Here is a 20,102-nt window from a genome sequence, read left to right on the forward strand (position 1 = left end):
GGGTTACGCCTCGCTGCTGCGCGACCAGAGGTTGACGCCCGACTCCAGGGCGAAGGTGTCGATCTCCGCGAGCTCCGCGGCGGTGACCGCCGGGGCGCCCACCGCGGCCACGTTGGCCTCCAGCTGGGCGACGCTGCTCGCGCCGATCAGCGCCGAGGTGATCCGCGGGTCGCGCAGCACCCAGCTCAGCGCGAGCTGCGCCAGCGACTGGCCGCGGCGCGCGGCGATGTCGTTCAGGCCGCGCAGCCGCCGGACCACCTCGTCGGTGATCAGCGTCGGGTCCAGCGACTTGCCCTGGGCGGCGCGCGAACCCTCCGGGATGCCGTTCAGGTACTTGTCCGTCAGCAGGCCCTGGGCCAGGGGGACGAAGGGGATGCAGCCCATGCCCTCCTCCTCCAGGACGTCGAGCAGGCCCTCGTCCTCGACCCAGCGGTTGATCATCGAGTAGGAGGGCTGGTGGATCAGCGCCGGGACGCCCATCTCGCGCAGCAGCCCGGCCGCCTCGCGGGTGCGCTGCGGGCCGTAGGAGGAGATGCCCACGTACAGCGCCTTGCCCTGCCGGACGGCGGACGCGAGGGCGCCCATCGTCTCCTCCAGCGGGGTCTCGGGGTCGTAGCGGTGCGAGTAGAAGATGTCGACGTAGTCCAGGCCCATGCGGTCCAGGGACTGGTCGAGGGAGGCCAGCAGGTACTTGCGGCTGCCCCACTCGCCGTACGGGCCGGGCCACATGTCGTACCCGGCCTTGGTCGAGATCACGAGCTCGTCGCGGTAGGGACGGAAGTCCTGGGCGAAGATCGTGCCGAAGTTGGACTCGGCGGAACCGTAGGGCGGGCCGTAGTTGTTGGCCAGGTCGAAGTGCGTGACACCGAGGTCGAACGCACGGCGCAGGATGGCGCGCTGCGAGTCGAGGGTGCGGTCGTCGCCGAAGTTGTGCCAGAGGCCGAGCGAGATCGCCGGGAGCTTGAGGCCGCTGCGGCCCGACCGGCGGTACTCCATGGCGTCGTAGCGCTCGTCGGCGGCGCGGTAGAGGGTGCGAATATCCACGGAACTCGTCCTATCACGACGGCCCCCGGCGGCCCTCGCACCCGGTTCGGCGCCCCGCGGGAAGGCGCGTTAGGGTGGCCGCGGGGGGACGACCGCAGGAGGGGCCCGGCAATGAATCTGCGCGACCTGGTACGCCTCAGGTTGACCGACCTGTACGCCCACCGGGTGGAGCGGCGCCTGGACCCGTCCCAGAGCCCCAAGCACATCGGCGTCATCCTCGACGGCAACCGCCGCTGGGCCAAGGCCGCGGCGCGCACGACCGAACAGGGCCACCGGGCCGGCGCGGACAAGATCACCGAGATGCTGGGCTGGTCCGAGGAGACCGGCGTCGAGGTCGTGACGCTCTGGATGCTGTCGACCGACAATCTCGACCGCCCGGCGGAGGAACTCGTCCCGCTGCTCGGCATCATCGAGGACGCGGTCCGCGGCCTCGCGGCGACCGGCCGCTGGCGCGTCCACCACGTCGGGGCGAAGGACCTGCTGCCCGCCCGTACGCAGTCCGTCCTCAAGGAGGCCGAGCAGGCCACCGAAGGCGTCGAGGGCATACTCGTGAACGTCGCCGTGGGCTACGGCGGCCGACAGGAGATCGCCGACGCCGTCCGCTCCCTCCTCCACGAGCACGCCGGACGCGGCACCTCCATCGAGGACCTCGCGGAGATCCTCGACATCGACCACATCGCGGAGCACCTCTACACCCGCGGCCAGCCCGACCCCGACCTCGTCATCCGCACGTCCGGCGAGCAGCGGCTGTCGGGCTTCATGCTGTGGCAGAGCGCTCACTCGGAGTACTACTTCTGCGAGGTCTTCTGGCCCGCGTTCCGCAAGGTCGACTTCCTGCGGGCCCTGCGCGACTACACGGCACGGCACCGCCGCTACGGCACCTGACGGCACCTGACGGCGGGGGCGGCGGGTGGCCCCGAAGGGCCGGTTTTCCCGCGGTGAAACGACACGCCGAGGTGGAGCACCCGTTCGGAGTATTGCCGTAGTGCCTCGCAGGGCCTCCGCGAGGTCTTCCGGTGCGTCTTCCGTACGCCGGGGCCTCCCGCGCGCGCCGCTCGGCGGGGCGTTCCGTCGGCGCCACCGTGGCATCCGTCCCACGACGGCGAGCACCCCTCCGGCCGCAGGTCGGGGGTCCGCGGAGCCGCCGGCGGTGAGAGATGCGCCACACCCGGACACGGCCGGATGCCGTGGCGGACGTGGCCGGATTGCGCTCCGGGGGCGGGTGGGAGAACGGCCGGAGAAGCGCCGGGGACGTGCGGGCTTGGGCCAACGGCTGTCATATGCAGTCGCATAGGGCTCCACTTTCGAGGGAATAGATCCGTCAGACCGACATCCGGCCCATGGATGTCGGACAGCAGCGGATGGCACCTGGCCGTCCGCCCGGGAGGCCCTTTGCTCACGGACGTGCCGTTGTCAGCACTTGACTCAGACGGCACTGACCGCGTCGACTCGAAGGGCCGTGGTTCGGCCCTGGTGGTCGTTCCCGGCCCTGTCCCGCGCGACGCCGTCGCACCCCGACCTCTTCCGAGGGGGTTCGTCCACACGTGGTGACCAGCAAGAATCGCCGTGAGCACGACCGGCGCACATATGTACTCGACACCAGCGTGCTGCTTGCCGACCCGCATGCCCTCCTCCGCTTCGATGAGCATGAGGTGGTACTTCCGGTCGTGGTGGTGACCGAGTTGGAGGCCAAGCGCCACCACCCGGAGCTCGGCTACTTCGCCCGCCAGGCGTTGCGGCTGCTCGACGAGTACCGGGTCCGGTACGGGCGGCTGGACGCGCCCATCCCCATCGGCGAGCTGGGCGGCACCCTGCGCGTCGAGCTGAACCATTCGGACCCGGGGGTGCTGCCGGCCGGATTCAGGCTCGGCGACAACGACTCGCGCATCCTCGCGGTGGCCCGCAACCTGCAGGCCGAGGGCTACGACGTGACCGTCGTGTCCAAGGATCTGCCGCTGCGGGTCAAGGCGTCCTCCGTCGGCCTGCTGGCCGAGGAGTACCGGGCCGAGCTGGCGATCACCTCGGGCTGGACCGGTATGGAGGAGGTGGTGGTCCCGGCCGAGCAGGTGGACGAGCTCTTCCAGAGCGAGGTCGTCGATCTGCCCGAGGCGGACGGGCTGCCGGTGCACACGGGTCTGGTCCTGCAGTCCGAGCGCGGCAAGGCACTCGGCCGGGTCACGGCGGACGGACGGGTACGGCTGGTGCGCGGCGACCGGGAGGCGTTCGGCATCCACGGCCGCAGCGCCGAGCAGCGGATCGCGCTCGACCTGCTGCTCGACCCGGACGTCGGCATCGTGTCGATGGGCGGCCGGGCCGGCACCGGCAAGTCGGCGCTCGCGCTGTGCGCGGGGCTCGAGGCGGTGCTGGAGCGTCAGCAGCACCAGAAGGTCATGGTCTTCCGGCCGCTGTACGCCGTGGGCGGGCAGGAGCTCGGCTACCTGCCGGGCAGCGAGGCCGAGAAGATGAGCCCCTGGGCCCAGGCGGTCTTCGACACCCTGGGCGCGGTGACGTCCAAGGACGTCATCGAGGAGGTCGTGGCCCGCGGCATGCTGGAGGTCCTGCCCCTCACCCACATCCGCGGGCGGTCGCTGCACGACGCCTTCGTGATCGTGGACGAGGCGCAGTCCCTCGAGCGCAATGTGCTGCTGACCGTTCTGTCGCGCATCGGGCAGAATTCCCGGGTCGTGCTCACCCATGACGTCGCCCAGCGCGACAACTTGAGGGTGGGCCGGTACGACGGCGTGGTGGCCGTCGTGGAGAAGCTCAAGGGGCACCCCCTCTTCGCGCACATCACGCTGACCCGCTCCGAGCGTTCGCCGATCGCCGCGCTCGTCACGGAGATGCTGGAGGACGGGCGGACGTGACCGACCTGACCTGACCTGCCTGACCCTGTTGTCAGGGGAGTTGAGCGGTACCGCTAGGCTGCTGCGCCACAAGGGCGCAGCAGCCTAGCGGCGTCTGTGGGTGCTACCGGGTGGTACGAGAAAATTCCGTGACCCACGTGCCGTGTGAGGTTTGACACCCGACAGGGAATTGCGTTGACGCATGCGGCTAGGGCAGGCTGTCGGTTCTGTCAGGCCCTGCCCATGGCACACCCGTACCTACAGGCGTACGGAACCCCAGAATTGAACAGCGTTAGCCGTGGGCCGCCCGAGCTGAATCTGCGGACTCCCGCCACCGTGGGGGAGTCCCGCCGGGCCAGTAGCTTCTGTGACCGGTGCAGGAAGAAGCCAGTGCGAAGGGCACGATCGCGTCCGTGAGGTCACCCAACGGGCGACGCTGGAAGGAAACCGTGTGAGCCGGATCTCGGTCCGGGGATTCGCGGTGGCTTCGGCCACTGCGGTCACCACCGTGGGCGCTGTCGTCGGTGTCGCTTCCGGTAGCGAGCAGCCGGGCCTGCAGCCCGTCGCCGCCACCGACGCGACCACCGTTCTCGCGGACATACCCGCGGGACAGCAGGTTCAGCAGGCCTCGCTGACGCAGCAGGTGCAGGCGCAGACGGACGCCGCCGACGCGAGCGCGAGGAAGGCCGCCGAGGAGTCCGCGCGCAAGCAGGCGGCCAAGGACGCCGCCGCTCGCAAGGAGGCCGAGAAGCAGGCCGAGGAGGATCGGAAGCAGGAAGCCGCCTCCCGTGCCGCGGAGCGCGCCGCCCTGGTCGTGAAGGCCTCCTACTCCACCGCCGAGGTCCAGGCGATGGCGCAGGGGATCATAGGCGACTCCTCCCAGTACCAGTGCTTCTCCAACATCGTCACCCGTGAGAGCGGCTGGAACTACACCGCGACGAACGCCTCTTCCGGCGCGTACGGGCTCGTCCAGGCCCTGCCCGGCTCCAAGATGGCCTCCGCGGGCGCCGACTGGCAGACCAACCCGGGTACCCAGATCAAGTGGGGCCTCAACTACATGAACAGCCGCTACGGCAGCCCGTGCGGCGCCTGGTCGTTCTGGCAGGCGAACCACTGGTACTAGGCAATTCGCCCGGTATCTCCTCGCACCGCCACAAAGCGACGCCGAGCCCCTGACCCCTGTGCGGGGTCGGGGGCTTCGTGCGCGTACGGTGGTGCGGTCGGAAAGGCCGCGGGGGGCGGGGGACAGGGGTACATCGATGTCGGAGAAGCGCCAGTGGGGCGCAGGTCTCGCCGCGGAACTGGCCAGACTGGCCGGGCGGCTGGAGGAACAGCGCCGAGCCGCGGCCGAGAAGGCACGCGCGGAAGCGCGGGCCGAGGCCCGCCGCCAGGAGGAGGAACGGGCCGCCGCCGCCCGCCGGTACGTGCCCCGCGGCGCGGGCCCCGGCGATCCGGTCGCCCAGATCCCGTGGAGCATGCGGGTCGCCGCCGAGGTCGGCTGGCGGCTGCTGGTGCTGGCCGGCACCGTCTGGGTGCTGATGCGGGTGATCGGGACCATCCAGCTGGTGGTGCTGGCCTTCGTGGCCGCGCTGCTGATCACCGCCCTGCTCCAGCCCTTCGTGGGCCGGCTGAAGCGGCTGGGGGTGCCGCGCGGAGTGGCCACCGCCATCGTCTTCATCGGCGGCTTCGTGGTGATGGGCCTGGTCGGCTGGTTCGTGGTCTGGCAGGTCATGGAGAACATCGACAATCTCTCCAACAGCCTCCAGGACGGCATCAACGAGCTGAAGCGCTGGCTGCTGAACAGCCCGTTCCATGTCACCGATGACCAGATCAACCAGATCGCCGCGAACCTCCAGGACGCGATCGGCACCAACTCCAAGGCGCTCACCGACGCCGGACTGCAGGGCGTCACCGTCGTCGTGGAACTGCTCACCGGCATCCTGCTGGCGATGTTCAGCACGCTCTTCCTGCTCTACGACGGCGGCAACATCTGGAACTGGTGCCTCAAGCTCTTTCCCGTGGCCGCCCGCGACGGACTGGGCGGAGCGGGCCCGCGTGCCTGGCGCACCCTCACCCTCTATGTGCGCGGCACGGTGATCGTGGCGCTGATCGACGCCATATTCATCGGTATCGGCATCTACTTCCTCCGGGTGCCGATGGCGGTGCCGCTCGCCGTCATCATCTTCCTGGCGGCGTTCGTGCCGCTGGTGGGGGCGGTGGCCTCGGGCACGATCGCGATGGTCGTCGCGCTGGTGACGCAGGGGCCGTTCACCGCGCTGATGGTGCTGGTCGTCGTGCTGGCGGTGCAGCAGATCGAGGGCCACATCCTGCAGCCGTTCATCCTCGGCCGGGCCGTGCGGGTGCACCCGCTGGGCGTGATCCTCTCCGTCGCCGCCGGATCGCTCATCGCGGGGATCGGCGGCGCGGTCGTCGCCGTGCCCCTGGTCGCGGTCACCAACACCGTCGTGGTCTACCTGCGCGCCAACTCCCGGGAGGCGCTGCTGCGATCCGCCGAGGCGGAGGCCGAGGCCGGGTCCGGGTCCGGCCCGCAGGGTGCCACCGCCGTGGCGACCGTCCCCGTGGCGGCGCCCGGACGTCCCGACGCCGCCCCGGAACAGGGCGTCTGAGCCGCCTTCTGCGGACAGCCGACGGGCCCGGCCCCCGTGAGGGTGGCCGGGCCCGTGGAGCGTGCGTCAGGCGCCGGCGAGGACCGCTTCGGCGTCCAGCGTCGTGGCGACCGCCTGCACGACCGCGGCGATCTTGAACGCCTCCTGGACCGTCTCGCGCTCGACACCCGCCGCGCGGAGCACCTGCTCGTGGGAGTCCAGGCACATCCCGCAGCCGTTGATCGCCGAGACCGCCAGCGACCACAGCTCGAAGTCGGTCTTCTCGACGCCCGGGTTGCCGATGACGTTCATCCGCAGGCCGGCCCGCAGGTTGCCGTACTCCGGATCGGACAGCAGGTGCCGGGTCCGGTAGTAGACGTTGTTCATCGCCATGACGGCCGCGGCGGCCTTGGCCGCCTGGTACGCCTCGGGCGCGAGGTTCTCGCGGGCCTCCGGCTCCAGCGCGCGCAGCACGATGGCGGAGCGCGAGGCGATGGCGGTGGCCAGCACCGTGCCCCACACCTGCCGGCGCGTCAGCAGGCCCGTGTCCTCGGCGTTGCCGATCACGGAGCCCAGGTTGAGCTTGAGGTCCTTGGCGTAGTCCGGCAGCGCGGACTTGAGCTCATCGAGCGCCATGGTCACTCACCGGCCAGCAGCTTGACGACGTCGAGGGTCTCGTCGCCCTTCTTCCAGTTGCAGGGGCACAGCTCGTCGGTCTGCAGCGCGTCGAGGACCCGCAGGACCTCCTTGGGGTTACGGCCCACGGAACCGGCGGTCACCATGACGAACTGGATCTCGTTGTCCGGGTCCACGATGAAGGTGGCGCGCTGGGCGACGCCGTCCTCGCCGAGGATGCCGAGGTCGGTGCAGAGCTCGCGCTTGATGTCCGACAGCATCGGGAACGGCAGGTCGCGCAGGTCGTCGTGGTCCTTGCGCCAGGCGTGGTGCACGAACTCGGAGTCGACGGAGAAGCCGAGGATCTGCGCGTCGCGGTCGGCGAACTCCTCGTTCAGCTTGCCGAACGCCGCGATCTCCGTCGGGCAGACGAAGGTGAAGTCCTTCGGCCACGCGAAGTAGACCTTCCACTTGCCCTCGTACGACTTGTGGTCGATCTGGGCGAAGGCCTTCTCGGGGTCGAGGTCGACACAAGCGGTCAGTTCGAACGCGGGGAACTTGTCACCGACGGTGAGCACGCGCACTCCTTGTGAGGGGTCGGGAGCCGTTCACGGGGTGGCCGCACGGTCCCACGGGTTGGTCGCGCCCACCCTGTCACGTGCGCATTGATCAGTGAAATCGCTCCGACGGGACACTTTGATCGGATATGGTTATCGCCGGTTGAGGTCCCCGATGTGGCTGCGCAGAGTGACAGCCGGCAGCGGGGCGCCGACGCCCGGAATTCGTTCCGCCTCGGCCGCGAGGCGGCCCGCCGGTGCCGGGCGAACCCCGGTGATTCCGGCGGGCTCCGGCCGGAACAACCTCGTCCGCTTGCGCGGCTAAACTGTGCGGCCGTTGATCGGAGGCGGTTATCAGCAGTCAGCGCGCGACCCGGCGCCAGCCCAGTCTGTCCCAGTTGCGGGCCTTCGCGGCCGTCGCGGAGCACCTGCACTTCCGGGACGCGGCCGCCGCGATCGGCACGAGCCAGCCCGCCCTGTCGGGCGCGCTGGCCGCGCTGGAGGAGGCGCTCGGCGTGGTGCTGGTCGAGCGCACCACCCGCAAGGTGCTGCTGACCTCGGCGGGGGAGCGGGTCGCGGTGCGGGCGCGGGCGGTGCTGGAGGCGGTCGGCGACCTGCAGGACGAGGCGGAGGCGGCGCGGGCGCCGTTCACGGGCGTGCTGCGGCTCGGGGTGATCCCGACCGTCGCCCCCTACCTCCTGCCGACCGTGCTCCGGCTGGTGCACGGCACGTACCCCGACCTGGATCCGCAGGTGCACGAGGAGCAGACCGCGTCGCTGCTGGAGGGCCTGGCGGCCGGGCGGCTGGACCTGCTGCTGCTCGCGGTGCCCCTGGCCGCGCCCGGCGTGGTCGAACTGCCGCTCTTCGACGAGGACTTCGTCCTGGTGACACCCGGCGACCACTGGCTGGCCGGACGCGCGGACCTGCCGCGCGAGGCGCTGCGCGAGCTGGATCTGCTGCTGCTGGACGAGGGGCACTGCCTGCGCGACCAGGCGCTCGACGTGTGCCGCGAGGCCGGCCGCACGCAGGGCGCGATCGCCACGACCAGCGCGGCCGGACTGTCCACGCTGGTGCAGCTGGTGGCCGGCGGACTCGGGGTGACGCTGCTGCCGCGCACGGCGGTGACGGTGGAGACCGGGCGCAGCGCGGACCTCGCGACGTGCTATTTCGCGCACCCGGCGCCGTCGCGGCGGATCGCCCTGGCCATGCGCGCGGGCACCGCGCGCGCGGAGGAGTTCGAGGCGTTCGCCTCCGCGCTGCGCGGTGCCCTGGGACCGCTGCCGGTGCGGTTCGCCCGCTGAACCGCACCGGCCTGGCGTCACTACTCCGTGCGCAGGCCGTCGGGACGCATCATGCGCCACAGCGGCGGCAGGCTGAGCAGGGTCACCAGCAGGACGACCCCCGCGGCGATGCCGCTCATCGTGGCGACGCTGCCCCAGGCGAAGTGCAGTGGCGCGCCGACCATCTTCAGCAGGGCCGCGCCGAGGCCGGCACCGCCGATGACGGCCAGGACGAGGCCGAGCGCGACCGGGAGCGCGGTCTGCCAGAGCACGGACAGTCCGAGCACCGAGCGCCGGGTGCCGAAGGCGACCAGGACCGCCAGCAGCTTCCTGCGCTCGCGCAGTTGCTCCAGCATCGAGACGAGCAGGCTCGCGCCGATCAGGGCCAGGGTGGCGGCGGCGCCGACGAGCAGGCCGCGCCGGATCGTGGCGAACTTCCGGTCCTCGTTGGTGCCCTGGAGCTGGTAGATGTCACCGAACGGATCGAGGCGCACCGCGGTGTTGCGGGCCTGCTCGACGGCGTCGGGCGCGTGCGGGTCGGTCCGCAGCAGGACCTTGACGTCCGGGCTGTGCAGCAGTGCCACGTCCAGGGCTCGCGGGGTGGCGAGCACGCCCCACTCCTGGTTGCCGTCCGGGGAGATGCGCGAGGCCACCCGGTGGGCGCCGGCCGGCACGGTCCACAGGTGCGGCGTGCCGGTGTAGTGGTCCTCCATCGGCATGTTGAGGTCGATCGCGTGCCCCGGCCGCACGACCGCGTCGACGTCGCCGTAGCCGTACGGGTCGTCCGCGAAGAACACGTCGCCGTCCGCGCAGCCGCGGCCGGTGTCCGCCAGTTCGCCCAGCGTGGCGCAGTCGGCCACCAGGACGGGCACCGACGGCAGGTCGGCCGTGGACTTCTTGGTGGAGGCGTTCGCCGGCACGGCGTAGGAGGAGACGACGCCGAGGGCGGCGCGCACTCCCGGGGTGGCGGCGAAGGCCTGCTCGGCCCGGTGGGCCTCGGCTCCCGTGCTGACCTGCGTGGTGGCGACCAGCTGGGCCCGGCGCGGGTCCTTGCCGCTGTCGGTGACGAAGTCGCTCTGCACTCCGGTGAACAGGGTCTGCAGGGCGATCGCCCCGGCCACCGCGGCCGTCACGCCGCTGACCATGCGGGCCGAGGCACTGCTGTTGAGCTGGATCCGGCGGGTGGCCAGCTGCCAGGGCACCGGGCCGCCGCGCAGCCGGCCGACGACCGACTCGACCACCCAGGGCAGCAGGGCGGTCAGCCCCACGAGGAGCAGGACCGTGCCGGCGGCCACCTGGTACGCGTTGACGTTGCTGTCGTTGTCGATCGCACCGAACAGCGGGGCCAGCAGCCCGACGCCGGCCAGCGGGATCAGCAGCCGCCACCACAGCCGGCGGCGGCGCGCGGTGGCGTTGCGGACGACACCGAGCGGCTCGACCGCGATGCCGCGCATGGCCAGCAGCGTCACGGCGACCGCGGCGGCCGGCACGGCGAGGGCGATGAGCAGGGCGAGCCCGGCGCCGGGGGTGATGTCGGAGGGGTAGACGCTGATGTCGTACAGCGTCACGTCGTCCGCGAACTGCCGGGTGACCAGGAACAGCACGGCGCCGACGGCCAGTCCGAGCAGTGAGCCGAACATGGCCTCGCCCGCCGCGACCCGGCGGGTCATCCTGCTGTCCGCGCCCACCAGCCGCAGCGCGGCCAGCCGGCGGTCGCGGCGCTCGCCGCCGAAGCGGACGGCGCTGCCGATGAAGACCGCCACGGGCAGCAGCAGCACCACGAAGATGATGATCACCAGCAGCGAGAGGACCCCGCCGAGCGGCTCCGACTTGATGGTGCCGTGTCCGAAGTGCGGGATGCGGGTGGCGTTGCCGGTGCCCGCGTTCTCGCCGGTGCCCCGGGCGACGAGCTTGTCGCTGCCCGCGTAGTAGGCGAGTTCGGCCGGGCCGACCAGGCCCTTGTCGCCGATGGTGCCGGTGATCCGGTAGTCCAGGCGGTCACGCAGCAGCTTGCTGCCGGGCTTGTCGAGCAGCCGCTTGAGGGCGGGGGAGACCACCATCTCGCCGTTGGCGGGCATCGCCTTGACGCCCGGCGGCAGGACCGGCCGGTCGCCGTCGGCCTTCAGGAGCAGGCCCCGGATGTCGTCGTCGTGGAAGGTGGTGTTCGCCTCGGCGTACAGCACGGTGCTCGCGGTGACCTTGGGCGGGTCGTTGAACCAGGAGTAGTCCCGGTCGTAGCCGCGGTCGTTGCGGGCGCCCAGCATGGCCGGGACGGAGGCGGCCACCAGCAGCAGTGCCACCCCGAGGCCGACGCCGACCGCGGTGAGCAGTGTGCGGGTCCAGCCCTCGCGGCCGCCGGTGGTGGCGAAGCGGAATCCCAGGCCCACGTCGCGGACCCAGCCGGACAGGAGGCCGCCCCGGGGGGTGCCGCCTCGCGCGGTTGACTCGGCGCTCATGCCACCCGCTCCATGTCGCGCGACTTGCCGTCCCGTACGACGACCTCGCGGTCGGAGTAGGCGGCGACGCGCGCCTCGTGGGTGACCAGGACGACGGCGGCGTTGGTGTCCCGGGCCGCGTCGGTCAGCAGGCGCATCACCCGCTCGCCGTTGAGCGAGTCCAGGGCGCCGGTCGGCTCGTCGGCGAAGACCACCCGCGGGCCGGTGACCAGCGCGCGGGCCACCGCGACCCGCTGGCCCTGGCCGCCGGAGACCTCGCCGGGCCGCTTGCCGCCCAGGTCGTCGACCTCCAGCCGGGCCATCCACTCCGTGGCGCGAGCCTCGGCCTCCTTGCGCTTGACGCCGTTCAGCCGCAGCGGCAGCGCCACGTTCTCCACGCAGGTCAGCTCGGGCACGAGCTGACCGAACTGGAAGACGAAGCCGAACTCGCCGCGCCGCAGGGCGCTGCGCTCGGCATCGCTCATCGCGGTCAGGTCCTGTCCCCGGTAGAGCACCTGGCCGGAGTCCGGTCGCACGATGCCCGCCAGGCAGTGCAGCAGCGTCGACTTGCCGGAGCCCGACGGCCCCATCACGGCGACGACCTCGCCGGCGCGTATGGCGAAGTCGGCGCCGTCCAGGGCCGGGGTGGGTCCGTACGCCTTGTGCAGGTCGACGGCCTCCAGCAAACGGTCCGTGGTGGTCATGCCGTTACCTCCGCCGCGAGTCGGTCCAGTCGTGCCGTGGTGAGTTCCAGCCACCGGAGGTCCGCCTCGAGGTGGAACAGGGCGTGGTCGCAGACCAGCTGGTCCGCGAAGTCGCCGTCGCGCTTGCGCACGGTCAGCTCCCGCATCAGGCGCAGGTGCTCAGAGCGCTGCGTGTCGAGCAGGTCGGCGGCGCTGCGACCGGTCAGCAGCGCGAGGACGACCTTGGTGTACAGGGTGCTCTGCAGGTAGGGCTCGGGCTTCTCCGGCGCGGTGAGCCACTTGTCGACGTCGGTGATCCCGGCGTCGGTGATCGCGTACCGCTTGCGCTCCGGGCCGCCGCCGGGCTCGATGCCGTCGACCTCGACGAGCCCGTTCTTCAGCAGCCGCGCCATGGTCGAGTAGACCTGGCCGTAGTGCAGCGGGCGGTCGTGACCGAACTTGTCGTCGAATTCCCGCTTCAGGTCGTAGCCGTGTCGGGGGCCGGACTCCAGGAGCCCGAGCAGGGTGTGGCCGATGCTCATGCGGAGGACTCTACATGACGCGTATACCTACAGTGTATAGATCTTGTGCATAGTGACGAGGGTGTGACAGAACCCCTCCTGACCTGGGATTTCCGGTGCACGCAGACACGATGCAGCCCCGGGGCACGGACGGACATCACGTGCGCCGGGGCTGCGATCAGGAGGAGGTCACAAGCCGTTGACGTTGGCGGCGATGCGGTCGCCGACCTCCTTGTCGATGTTGCGCCAGTACTGCACGGCGCGCTCCAGGACGGGGGCGCTGACCCCGTTCTTCAGATGCCCGGAGACATTGGAGACCAGCCGGTCGCGGGCGGCGTCGTCCAGGACCTGCCGGACCATCGTCCCGGCCTGCCCGAAGTCGTCGTCCTCGCGGTGCAGCTTGTAGGGCTCGTGCACCATGTTGCCCGCGACCTCCCAGCCGGCCGGCTCGCCGAAGCGCTGGATGTCGGCCTCGGGACCGCCGAAGGAGTTCGGCGCGTACGGCGCGGCCGTGCGCGACGGCTCGTAGCGCATCGGGCCGTCCTTGGCGTACGAGCGCACCTCGGTGTGCGGGCGGTTCGGCGGCAGCTGCGCGTAGTTCGGGCCGATCCGGTAGCGGTGGGTGTCCGCGTACGAGAACAGCCGGCCGAGGAGCATCTTGTCCGGTGAGGGGCCGATGCCGGGCACCATGTTGCTGGGCTCGAACGCGGCCTGCTCGATGTGGATGAAGTAGTCCTCGGGGTTCTTGTTCAGGGTCATCCGGCCGACCTCGATCAGCGGGTAGTCGCCGTGCGGCCACACCTTGGTGAGGTCGAAGGGGTTGAACCGGTAGTCCGCCGCGTCGTCGAACGGCATGATCTGCATGTACAGCGTCCACGAGGGGTGATCGCCGCGCTCGATGGCCTGGTGCAGGTCACGGCGGTGCAGATCGCCGTCGGCGCCCGCGTAGTGGTCGGCCTCCTCCTGGGTGAGGAAGTCGATCCCCTGGTCGGTCTTGAAGTGGTACTTGACCCAGAACCGCTCACCGCCGGCGTTGACCCACATGTAGGTGTGGGAGCTGTAGCCGTTCATGTGGCGGTACGACTTCGGCACGCCGCGGTCGCCCATCAGCCATGTGACCTGGTGCGCCGACTCGGGGGACAGCGTCCAGAAGTCCCACTGCATGTTGTTGTCGCGCAGTGAACTGTCCCGGCGGCGCTTCTGGCTGCGGATGAAGTCCTGGAACTTCATCGAGTCGCGCACGAAGAAGACCGGCGTGTTGTTGCCGACCATGTCGTAGTTGCCGTACTCGGTGTAGAACTTCAGCGCGAAGCCGCGCGGGTCGCGCCAGGTGTCGGGGCTGCCCATCTCGCCGGCCACCGTCGAGAAGCGGGCCAGCATCTCCGTCCGCCGTCCCGGCTGGAAGAGGTCGGCCTTGGTGAACTGACTGACGTCGTTCGTCACCTCGAAGACGCCGTACGCGCCCGAACCCTTGGCGTGCACCACGCGCTCGGGAACCCGCTCGCGGTTGAACTGCGCCATCTTCTCGATCAGGTAGTGGTCCTGGAGGAGGATGGGGCCGTCCGAGCCCACCGTGAGCGAATGCGCATCGCTCTCCACCGGAATCCCGGCGTTGTTGGTGGTGTAGGGGGTGCTCATGTGAATGTGTCCTCCCGTCGATCTTCGGAAGAGTCCGTCGGGGGCTCCTGGTCGCTAACGACCACACAAACACTGAATCACCGGCTCGGCACGCCGGGCAATGGCTTCCGGCGATCGTTCTGGACAAAGTCCAAAGATGAATCCTGTACGGACACGGAGCGTCTAGGGGTGGGAACCGCCCGGAATGCCCATTTCGAACCAGACCACCTTCCCGGCGCTCAGCCGGGTCGCTCCCCACCGCTGGGCCATCCGGTTGACCAGGTACAGCCCGCGGCCGCCCTCGTCCTGCGGCTGGGCATGGCGCATCCGCGGCAGCGTCGGGGCGTCGTCGCCCACCTCGCAGCGCAGCACGTCGGTGCGGAGCAGCCGCAGCGTGATGGGCCGTTCGGCGTACCGCACCGCGTTGGTGACCACCTCGCTGACCAGCAGCTCGGTCGCCTCCGTCAGCGGCTCCAGGTCCCAGCGGCTGAGCGCCTGGCGCACCAGCCGCCGGGCTCGGCCCGCGGTCTGGGCGCGCGGCTCGAGGAACCAGTACGCCACGTCGCGCGGCGCGATGCCGTCGAACCGGGCGGCGAGCAGCGCGATGTCGTCGTCCCGGTCGCCCGGACCGACGATCTCCAGCACCTCGTCGCACAACGGCTCCAGCGGCGGCGGGCACATCACCGCCGAGGCCGTGTGCAGCCGCTCGCGCAGCATCTCGATGCCGCCCCACACGTCGCGCGCGCGGGACTCCACCAGGCCGTCGGTGTACAGCAGCAGCGTCGCCCCGGCCGGGGCCGGCAGCTCGACCGCCTCGAAGGGCACCCCGCCCACGCCGATCGGCGCGCCCGGCGGTACACGCAGCACCTCGGCCAGCCCGTCGGCGTGCAGCAGCACCGGCGGCGGATGGCCGGCGTTGGCGATGGTCACCCGGTGCGCGATCGGGTCGTAGACCGCGTAGATACAGGTGGCCATGCGGTCCTGGCCGAGCCGCTGGGCCTGCTCGTCCAGGTGGTAGAGGACCTCCTGCGGCGACAGGTCCAGGCCCGCCAGGGTCTGCACGGTGGTCCGCAGCTGACCCATGATCGCCGCCGAGGTCATGGAGTGGCCCATGACGTCGCCGACGACCAGCGCCACCCGGCTGCCGGGCAGCGGGATCGCGTCGTACCAGTCGCCGCCCACCCGGGCGGACTCGGCGGCCGGCAGGTAGCGGCTGGCGAGCCGCACCCCGGTGGGCTCCGGCAGGGAGTCCGGCAGCATCTCGCGTTGGAGGGAGTCGGCGATCGACGCCTCGCGGTCGTAGAGCACCGCCTTGTCCACGCCGAGCGCCGTGTGGGTGGCCAGTTGCGCGGCCACCAGCAGGTCGTCGGGGTCGAAGGCGGCCCGCTCGGGGCGGCGCAGCAGCACGGTCGCGCCGATCACCCGGCGGCGGCCGCGCAGCGGGGCCAGGATGGCGCGCCGGCCGGTCGGGAGGTCTAACGTGTCGGAGCCCGCGTCGGGGCAGCCGCCCACCAGTTCGAGGAGCGCGGCCGAGGCCTGCGGACTGTCGGAGAACACCGGGCGCACACCACGCAGCACCTCCGCCAGCGGCCCGTCCAGTGCCACGTTCACGACCTCGGCGGCCGCGCCGTACTGGCCCTCGGTGGAGGGGACCACCGGCATCAGCAGGCCCTCGACGGGCTGCTCGGTGTCGTCCGGCACGCGGTCGGTGCGGCGCAGCCGCAGCACGAGCGGGCCCGAGGGGCGCTCGTCGCCGACCGGCAGCGGGTCGCGCAGATAGACCAGGATCGCGTCGGCGAAGGCCGGCACCGTGGAGCGGCACAGGCCCAGCACGATCTCGTCCAGGTCCAGGCCGCGGGCGATGCGGCGGGTGGCCGCGCCGACGTAGCGCAGCCGCTCGGCCTCGGCCTGACCGGCCCGGCCGCGGTTCTGCGGGCCGACCTTCTTCAGCGGGCGGCCGGTGGTGGAGTCGTCGTCGACCGGGTGGCCGTCCGGCCGGCCGCCGGGGCCGCCGTGCCGGCCGCCCGAGCGCGCGGCGGGAACCCCGTTGTCCGGCATCCGCGCACGGGTGCGCGGCTCGCCGCCCTCGGGCTGCGCCGGACCGGGGGCGCCGGGCGTGCCCGGGGTGCTGCCGCCGGCGGCGGAGGCGCGGCGGCCGGGCTCGACCGGGGCGGCCATGGCGGTGGCCGCCCGCTGGTCGTGCGTGGAGGGGCGGTCCCACGGCTGGCCGGCGGGCCCGTCACCGGGGGAGCCGGGCGAGCCGGGGGAGCGCAGATGCGCGGACTGAGGGGCCCGGGCGCCGTCGGCGGCCGTGCCCGCGATCGTGTGCTGGACAACGGCGGCGCCCTCGCCCGCCACCACGCGGGCGGCCTGACGGTCTCTCACCTCGGCGGCTCTGCGGTCGGGCCGGGTGCCGCGGGTGCCTCGGCGGCCGGTCCGGCCGGTCTTGGCGGGGGCGCCGGCCTCACCGCCGGACTGCCGCTGGGCGGGGGGTACGGGCTGCAGGGACGAGGTGCCGGGGTCGGCTCCGGCCGTGCCGGGGGCCGTGCGCTTGGCCGCGCCCCCGGACCCGCCGCGCCGGGGCCGCCGGGGGCGGCCCGAGGCCGGGGCGGCCGGGGCGGAGGAGGGGACGGGTGCCTGGTGCTGTGCGGGCTGCGCCGTGCCGGACGCGGCCGTGGCGGTGTCGCCGGCCGCCGCGGCGTCCGGGGGAAGCCGGTAACCGGTCCGCGGATCCGGGACCGGTTCGGGGTCGCCCGGACGTGCCGGGCCGGCCGCTGTCGCCTGGGCGGCGGCCTGCTCAGAAATGCGCTCCGTGCTCACGCTGGTCGTTCCATCCGGTCGGGTGCGTCACGTGCGGGGCACGTGGCGGGGCGGCCGCGTCAGGCGGGTCGGCGGCAGTGCAGGAAGAGTTGCTCCTCCGGCGGCACTTCTGTGGTGTGCGGCGCGTAGGCGTACGACTCCTCCCTCAGGACCTCGAATCCTGCGTCGGCCACCACCTGGCGCAAATCGTCCCGTAGATAACCCGATACCCGGATGGTGTTACCAAGGAACGGAATCGGAAAGTCATCCACATCGGCTTCTACCATCGAAAGAGTGAACAGCCCGCCGGGGACGAGTAGATCGCGCACGGCCCGCAGGGCCAGCGGAATCTCGGCGCGGGAGAGCATCAGCAGCGAGAAGAAGGCGGTGACGGCTTCGAAGCGTCCCAGGTCGTGCCTGCCGTGGCGGCCGAAGGGGCCGCCGGGCCGCAGATCGGCGATGTCGGCCTGGTGGAAGGTGGCCGGCGGCACGTACTGACGGGCCAGCGACAGCATCACGGGGGAGAGGTCGATTCCGGTCACCTCGTGCCCGGCGTCGGAGAGCTGACGGCAGGTCGGCAGTCCGGTGCCGCATCCCAGGTCCAGCACGCGGGAGCCGGCCGGCAGCTGGGTCAGGAGCCACTCGCCGGCCGCGAGCTGACCCTCCTTGTGCGGGAAGGCCTCGTCGTAGCGGTCGCCTATGGCGTCGAAGGCCTCCGCCTGCCCGGTGCGGTCCAGCTGTATGTCCTCGTAGCCGCCGACTCCCACAGCCTGGGCCTCCCGTGATGACCTGCGTGACGTAGCGTCAAACTCTAGTGTGAGCCTGTGATTTGTGCAGCACTATGAGGCACGATCTTACGGTTGGGGCTGGGGGGCCCGGCAAGACTCACGCGGTCACCTTGCCGGACGGTCCCAGTCAACCGGAAGAGCCGGTACCGGCCACGCCGGATTCGGACGCCAGTGCTGCCAGCCCTCGTCGAAGGGGTGGCCCCACTCCCCGATGACACCCACCGCGCGCCGCCCGGCCTCGCGCACCCGCTCCGCCGTCGCGGCGGACATCAGGCCCGCGACCTGCGCCTGCTCGAACTCGTCCTCGTCCCGCCAGTGCCAGCCGCGGTCCGGGTCGACGTGGATGTCCAGGAAGTGGTCCTCGGAGTCCACGCCGCCCGACCAGCGGCGGCGCGGCTCCTCCAGGTTCACGTACCAGTTCTTGAAGAGCCAGCCCCGCTCCCAGAACAGCCACACCGACCACGGCTCCCCGGGGCGGGCCAGCTTCAGCACACCGGTGCCCCACCAGCGGTCGACACTCGTGGTGCGCGGCTTGAGGTAGCGCGTCTCCAGCGGCTCCTCGTGGATCGGCGTGCCGTCGGCGAGCACCGGCCGGACGCACTCGGTGCCCGGCGCCATCCAGACCGCCAGCAGCTCCGCGTCGTCGCGCACCACGGTCACCGGACGGCAGATGTGCACCCGGTCCGTCGCGTTGCCGCGGTAGCGCCACAGCACCTGATCGCCGGGCGACCAGTGGTGCTCGCCGTCGCCGTGCTCCGTACCCGGGTGAAGAAGGATGTCCGCCGTCATGGCGAGATCTTACGGACGACGTGTCACGGCGGCGTCACTTCTGCGCCGAGCCTTCGTCACGCGCGGTCGCGAAGAGTCACCGCGCGGACGGATTTCGTCACGGCCGGGTCATGCGCAGCACGTCCAGTGCCTCGTCCAGCTGCTCCAGGGTCAGCAGGCCCCGCTCGACGTAGCCGGAGTCCAGCACCACCTGACGGATCGTCCGGCGCTCGGCCAGCGCCCGCTTGGCGACCTTGGCGGCCTCCTCGTAGCCGATGTACCGGTTGAGCGGTGTGACGACGGAGGGGGAGGACTCGGCGTACTCGCGGGCGCGCTCGACGTTGGCCGTGATGCCGTCGACGGTGCGGTCGGCGAGCAGCCGGGAGACATTGGCGAGCAGCCGCACCGACTCCAGGACGTTCTTGGCGATCACCGGGAGCATCACGTTGAGCTCGAAGTTCCCGGCCGCGCCGGCCGCGGCGATGGTCGCGTCATTGCCCGTGACCTGGGCGGCCACCATCAGCACCGCCTCCGGGATGACCGGGTTGACCTTGCCCGGCATGATCGAGGAGCCGGGCTGGAGGTCGGGCAGGGCGATCTCGGCGAGGCCCGTGCGCGGGCCGGAGGCCATCCAGCGCAGGTCGTTGGAGATCTTGGTCAGCCCGACCGCGATCGTGCGCAGCTGGCCGGAGGTCTCCACGATGCCGTCGCGCGCGCCCTGCGCCTCGAAGTGGTCGCGCGCCTCGGTGAGCGGCAGGCCGGTGGCCCGCGCCACCTCCGCGATCACCGCGGCCGAGAAGCCGGCCGGGGTGTTGATCCCGGTGCCGACGGCCGTCCCGCCGAGCGGCAGCTCCGCCAGCCGTGGCAGCGACGCGCGCAGCCGCTCCACGCCGTAGCGCACCTGGGCGGCGTAGCCGCCGAACTCCTGGCCGAGGGTGACCGGCGTCGCGTCCATCAGATGCGTACGGCCGGACTTCACCACGTCCGCGAACTCGGCGGACTTGCGCTCCAGTGCCGCCGCCAGGTGCTCCAGCGCCGGGATCAGGTCGCCGGTCACGGCGGCGGTCGCGGCGATGTGGATGGAGGAGGGGAAGACGTCGTTGGAGGACTGGCTGGCGTTGACGTGGTCGTTGGGGTGCACGTCGCGGCCGAGCCGCTCGCTCGCCAGGGTCGCGATCACCTCGTTGGTGTTCATGTTGGACGAGGTGCCCGAGCCGGTCTGGAACACGTCGATCGGGAAGTGCTCGTCCCAGCGCCCGTCGGCGACCTCCGCGGCCGCCTCCTGGACCGCCTCGGCGACGTCCTTGTCCAGCACGCCGAGCTCCGCGTTGACCTTGGCCGCGGCCGCCTTGATCCGGGCGAGCGCCGCGATGTGGGCGCGCTCCAGCCGCTGCCCGCTGATCGGGAAGTTCTCCACCGCCCGCTGCGTCTGGGCGCGCCACTTGGCGTGGGCGGGAACGCGCACCTGGCCCATGGAGTCGTGTTCGATCCGGTAGTCGGCCGCACCCTGCTCGGACATCGCTGGAGTTCCTTCCCTCGGGACGGT

General features: G+C 71.7%; 16 protein-coding genes. 5 read left to right on the forward strand and 11 right to left on the reverse strand.

Annotation, left to right across the window (positions count from 1 at the left end; all coding sequences use genetic code 11):
• Window positions 1-3: 3 nt before the first annotated feature.
• Window positions 4-1,044, reverse strand: coding sequence for an L-glyceraldehyde 3-phosphate reductase (mgrA, locus tag ACFWVC_RS06350; RefSeq protein ID WP_384278927.1), 1,041 nt, complete (start codon window positions 1,042-1,044; stop codon window positions 4-6).
• Between the two features lie 111 nt (window positions 1,045-1,155).
• Here mgrA and ACFWVC_RS06355 point away from each other — a divergent pair, with 111 nt between their 5' ends.
• The 4 genes from ACFWVC_RS06355 to ACFWVC_RS06370 all read left to right on the forward strand — a co-directional run bounded on the left by ACFWVC_RS06355 (window position 1,156) and on the right by ACFWVC_RS06370 (window position 6,514).
• A complete protein-coding gene (locus ACFWVC_RS06355) occupies window positions 1,156-1,929 on the forward strand; it encodes an isoprenyl transferase (protein ID WP_384278930.1) in 774 nt (257 codons plus the stop codon).
• Window positions 1,930-2,588: 659 nt separating this feature from the next.
• Window positions 2,589-3,908, forward strand: a complete 1,320-nt coding sequence (locus tag ACFWVC_RS06360) for a PhoH family protein (RefSeq protein ID WP_319658749.1) — start codon at window positions 2,589-2,591, stop codon at window positions 3,906-3,908.
• A 430-nt stretch (window positions 3,909-4,338) separates the two neighbouring features.
• The gene (locus ACFWVC_RS06365; protein WP_384278937.1) at window positions 4,339-5,010 is read left to right on the forward strand and encodes a lytic transglycosylase domain-containing protein; all 672 of its coding nucleotides are present in this window, start codon (window positions 4,339-4,341) and stop codon (window positions 5,008-5,010) included.
• A 136-nt stretch (window positions 5,011-5,146) separates the two neighbouring features.
• On the forward strand, window positions 5,147-6,514 hold the full coding sequence (locus tag ACFWVC_RS06370) for an AI-2E family transporter (RefSeq protein WP_384278941.1): 1,368 nt from the start codon (window positions 5,147-5,149) through the stop codon (window positions 6,512-6,514).
• 66 nt (window positions 6,515-6,580) lie between these two features.
• Here the strand turns inward: ACFWVC_RS06370 and ACFWVC_RS06375 are convergent, their stop codons facing one another.
• The gene (locus tag ACFWVC_RS06375; RefSeq protein WP_384278947.1) at window positions 6,581-7,129 is read right to left on the reverse strand and encodes a carboxymuconolactone decarboxylase family protein; all 549 of its coding nucleotides are present in this window, start codon (window positions 7,127-7,129) and stop codon (window positions 6,581-6,583) included.
• 2 nt (window positions 7,130-7,131) lie between these two features.
• A complete protein-coding gene (locus ACFWVC_RS06380; protein ID WP_384278949.1) occupies window positions 7,132-7,686 on the reverse strand; it encodes a peroxiredoxin in 555 nt (184 codons plus the stop codon).
• A gap of 377 nt (window positions 7,687-8,063) precedes the next feature.
• On the opposite strand from ACFWVC_RS06380, the gene ACFWVC_RS06385 reads away from it, so the two are divergent.
• Window positions 8,064-8,966 carry a LysR substrate-binding domain-containing protein gene (locus ACFWVC_RS06385; protein ID WP_384278953.1) on the forward strand — a complete coding sequence of 301 codons (903 nt, stop codon included), beginning with the start codon at window positions 8,064-8,066 and terminating at the stop codon, window positions 8,964-8,966.
• A 20-nt stretch (window positions 8,967-8,986) separates the two neighbouring features.
• Here ACFWVC_RS06385 and ACFWVC_RS06390 read toward each other — a convergent pair whose 3' ends face one another.
• From ACFWVC_RS06390 to ACFWVC_RS06425, 8 genes are all read right to left on the reverse strand, one after another.
• Complete coding sequence (locus ACFWVC_RS06390) at window positions 8,987-11,401, reverse strand: ABC transporter permease (protein ID WP_384278958.1); 2,415 nt, start codon at window positions 11,399-11,401, stop codon at window positions 8,987-8,989.
• Entirely contained in the window at window positions 11,398-12,084 is a 687-nt protein-coding gene (locus ACFWVC_RS06395) for an ABC transporter ATP-binding protein (protein WP_384278963.1), read from the reverse strand. Before ACFWVC_RS06395 ends, ACFWVC_RS06390 begins: the two co-directional genes overlap by 4 nt.
• Complete coding sequence (locus tag ACFWVC_RS06400; RefSeq protein WP_384278969.1) at window positions 12,081-12,605, reverse strand: PadR family transcriptional regulator; 525 nt, start codon at window positions 12,603-12,605, stop codon at window positions 12,081-12,083. Before ACFWVC_RS06400 ends, ACFWVC_RS06395 begins: the two co-directional genes overlap by 4 nt.
• Before the next feature lie 168 nt (window positions 12,606-12,773).
• A complete protein-coding gene (locus tag ACFWVC_RS06405) occupies window positions 12,774-14,222 on the reverse strand; it encodes a catalase (RefSeq protein ID WP_384278973.1) in 1,449 nt (482 codons plus the stop codon).
• A gap of 162 nt (window positions 14,223-14,384) precedes the next feature.
• The gene (locus ACFWVC_RS06410) at window positions 14,385-16,379 is read right to left on the reverse strand and encodes a SpoIIE family protein phosphatase (RefSeq protein WP_384279586.1); all 1,995 of its coding nucleotides are present in this window, start codon (window positions 16,377-16,379) and stop codon (window positions 14,385-14,387) included.
• Between the two features lie 701 nt (window positions 16,380-17,080).
• Window positions 17,081-17,767 carry a class I SAM-dependent DNA methyltransferase gene (locus tag ACFWVC_RS06415; protein ID WP_384278978.1) on the reverse strand — a complete coding sequence of 229 codons (687 nt, stop codon included), beginning with the start codon at window positions 17,765-17,767 and terminating at the stop codon, window positions 17,081-17,083.
• 126 nt (window positions 17,768-17,893) lie between these two features.
• Window positions 17,894-18,577 (reverse strand): DUF402 domain-containing protein, encoded by a 684-nt coding sequence (locus ACFWVC_RS06420; protein WP_384278981.1) that lies wholly within the window; start codon window positions 18,575-18,577, stop codon window positions 17,894-17,896.
• A gap of 97 nt (window positions 18,578-18,674) precedes the next feature.
• A complete protein-coding gene (locus tag ACFWVC_RS06425; protein WP_384278987.1) occupies window positions 18,675-20,075 on the reverse strand; it encodes a class II fumarate hydratase in 1,401 nt (466 codons plus the stop codon).
• Window positions 20,076-20,102: the final 27 nt, after the last annotated feature.

This window comes from Streptomyces sp. NPDC058691 (assembly GCF_042714775.1).
Lineage (GTDB): Bacteria > Actinomycetota > Actinomycetes > Streptomycetales > Streptomycetaceae > Actinacidiphila.

What these genes read in the sequence shown, in the direction of transcription:
- ACFWVC_RS06420 (WP_384278981.1), bottom strand. Translation starts at nt 18,577, where the DNA reads ATGACGGCGGACATCCTTCTTCACCCGGGTACGGAGCACGGCGACGGC.
- ACFWVC_RS06410 (WP_384279586.1), bottom strand. Translation starts at nt 16,379, where the DNA reads ATGGCCGCCCCGGTCGAGCCCGGCCGCCGCGCCTCCGCCGCCGGCGGC.
- ACFWVC_RS06405 (WP_384278973.1), bottom strand. Translation starts at nt 14,222, where the DNA reads ATGAGCACCCCCTACACCACCAACAACGCCGGGATTCCGGTGGAGAGC.
- ACFWVC_RS06400 (WP_384278969.1), bottom strand. Translation starts at nt 12,605, where the DNA reads ATGAGCATCGGCCACACCCTGCTCGGGCTCCTGGAGTCCGGCCCCCGA.
- ACFWVC_RS06370 (WP_384278941.1), top strand. Translation starts at nt 5,147, where the DNA reads ATGTCGGAGAAGCGCCAGTGGGGCGCAGGTCTCGCCGCGGAACTGGCC.
- ACFWVC_RS06390 (WP_384278958.1), bottom strand. Translation starts at nt 11,401, where the DNA reads ATGAGCGCCGAGTCAACCGCGCGAGGCGGCACCCCCCGGGGCGGCCTC.
- ACFWVC_RS06395 (WP_384278963.1), bottom strand. Translation starts at nt 12,084, where the DNA reads ATGACCACCACGGACCGTTTGCTGGAGGCCGTCGACCTGCACAAGGCG.
- ACFWVC_RS06355 (WP_384278930.1), top strand. Translation starts at nt 1,156, where the DNA reads ATGAATCTGCGCGACCTGGTACGCCTCAGGTTGACCGACCTGTACGCC.
- ACFWVC_RS06375 (WP_384278947.1), bottom strand. Translation starts at nt 7,129, where the DNA reads ATGGCGCTCGATGAGCTCAAGTCCGCGCTGCCGGACTACGCCAAGGAC.
- ACFWVC_RS06425 (WP_384278987.1), bottom strand. Translation starts at nt 20,075, where the DNA reads ATGTCCGAGCAGGGTGCGGCCGACTACCGGATCGAACACGACTCCATG.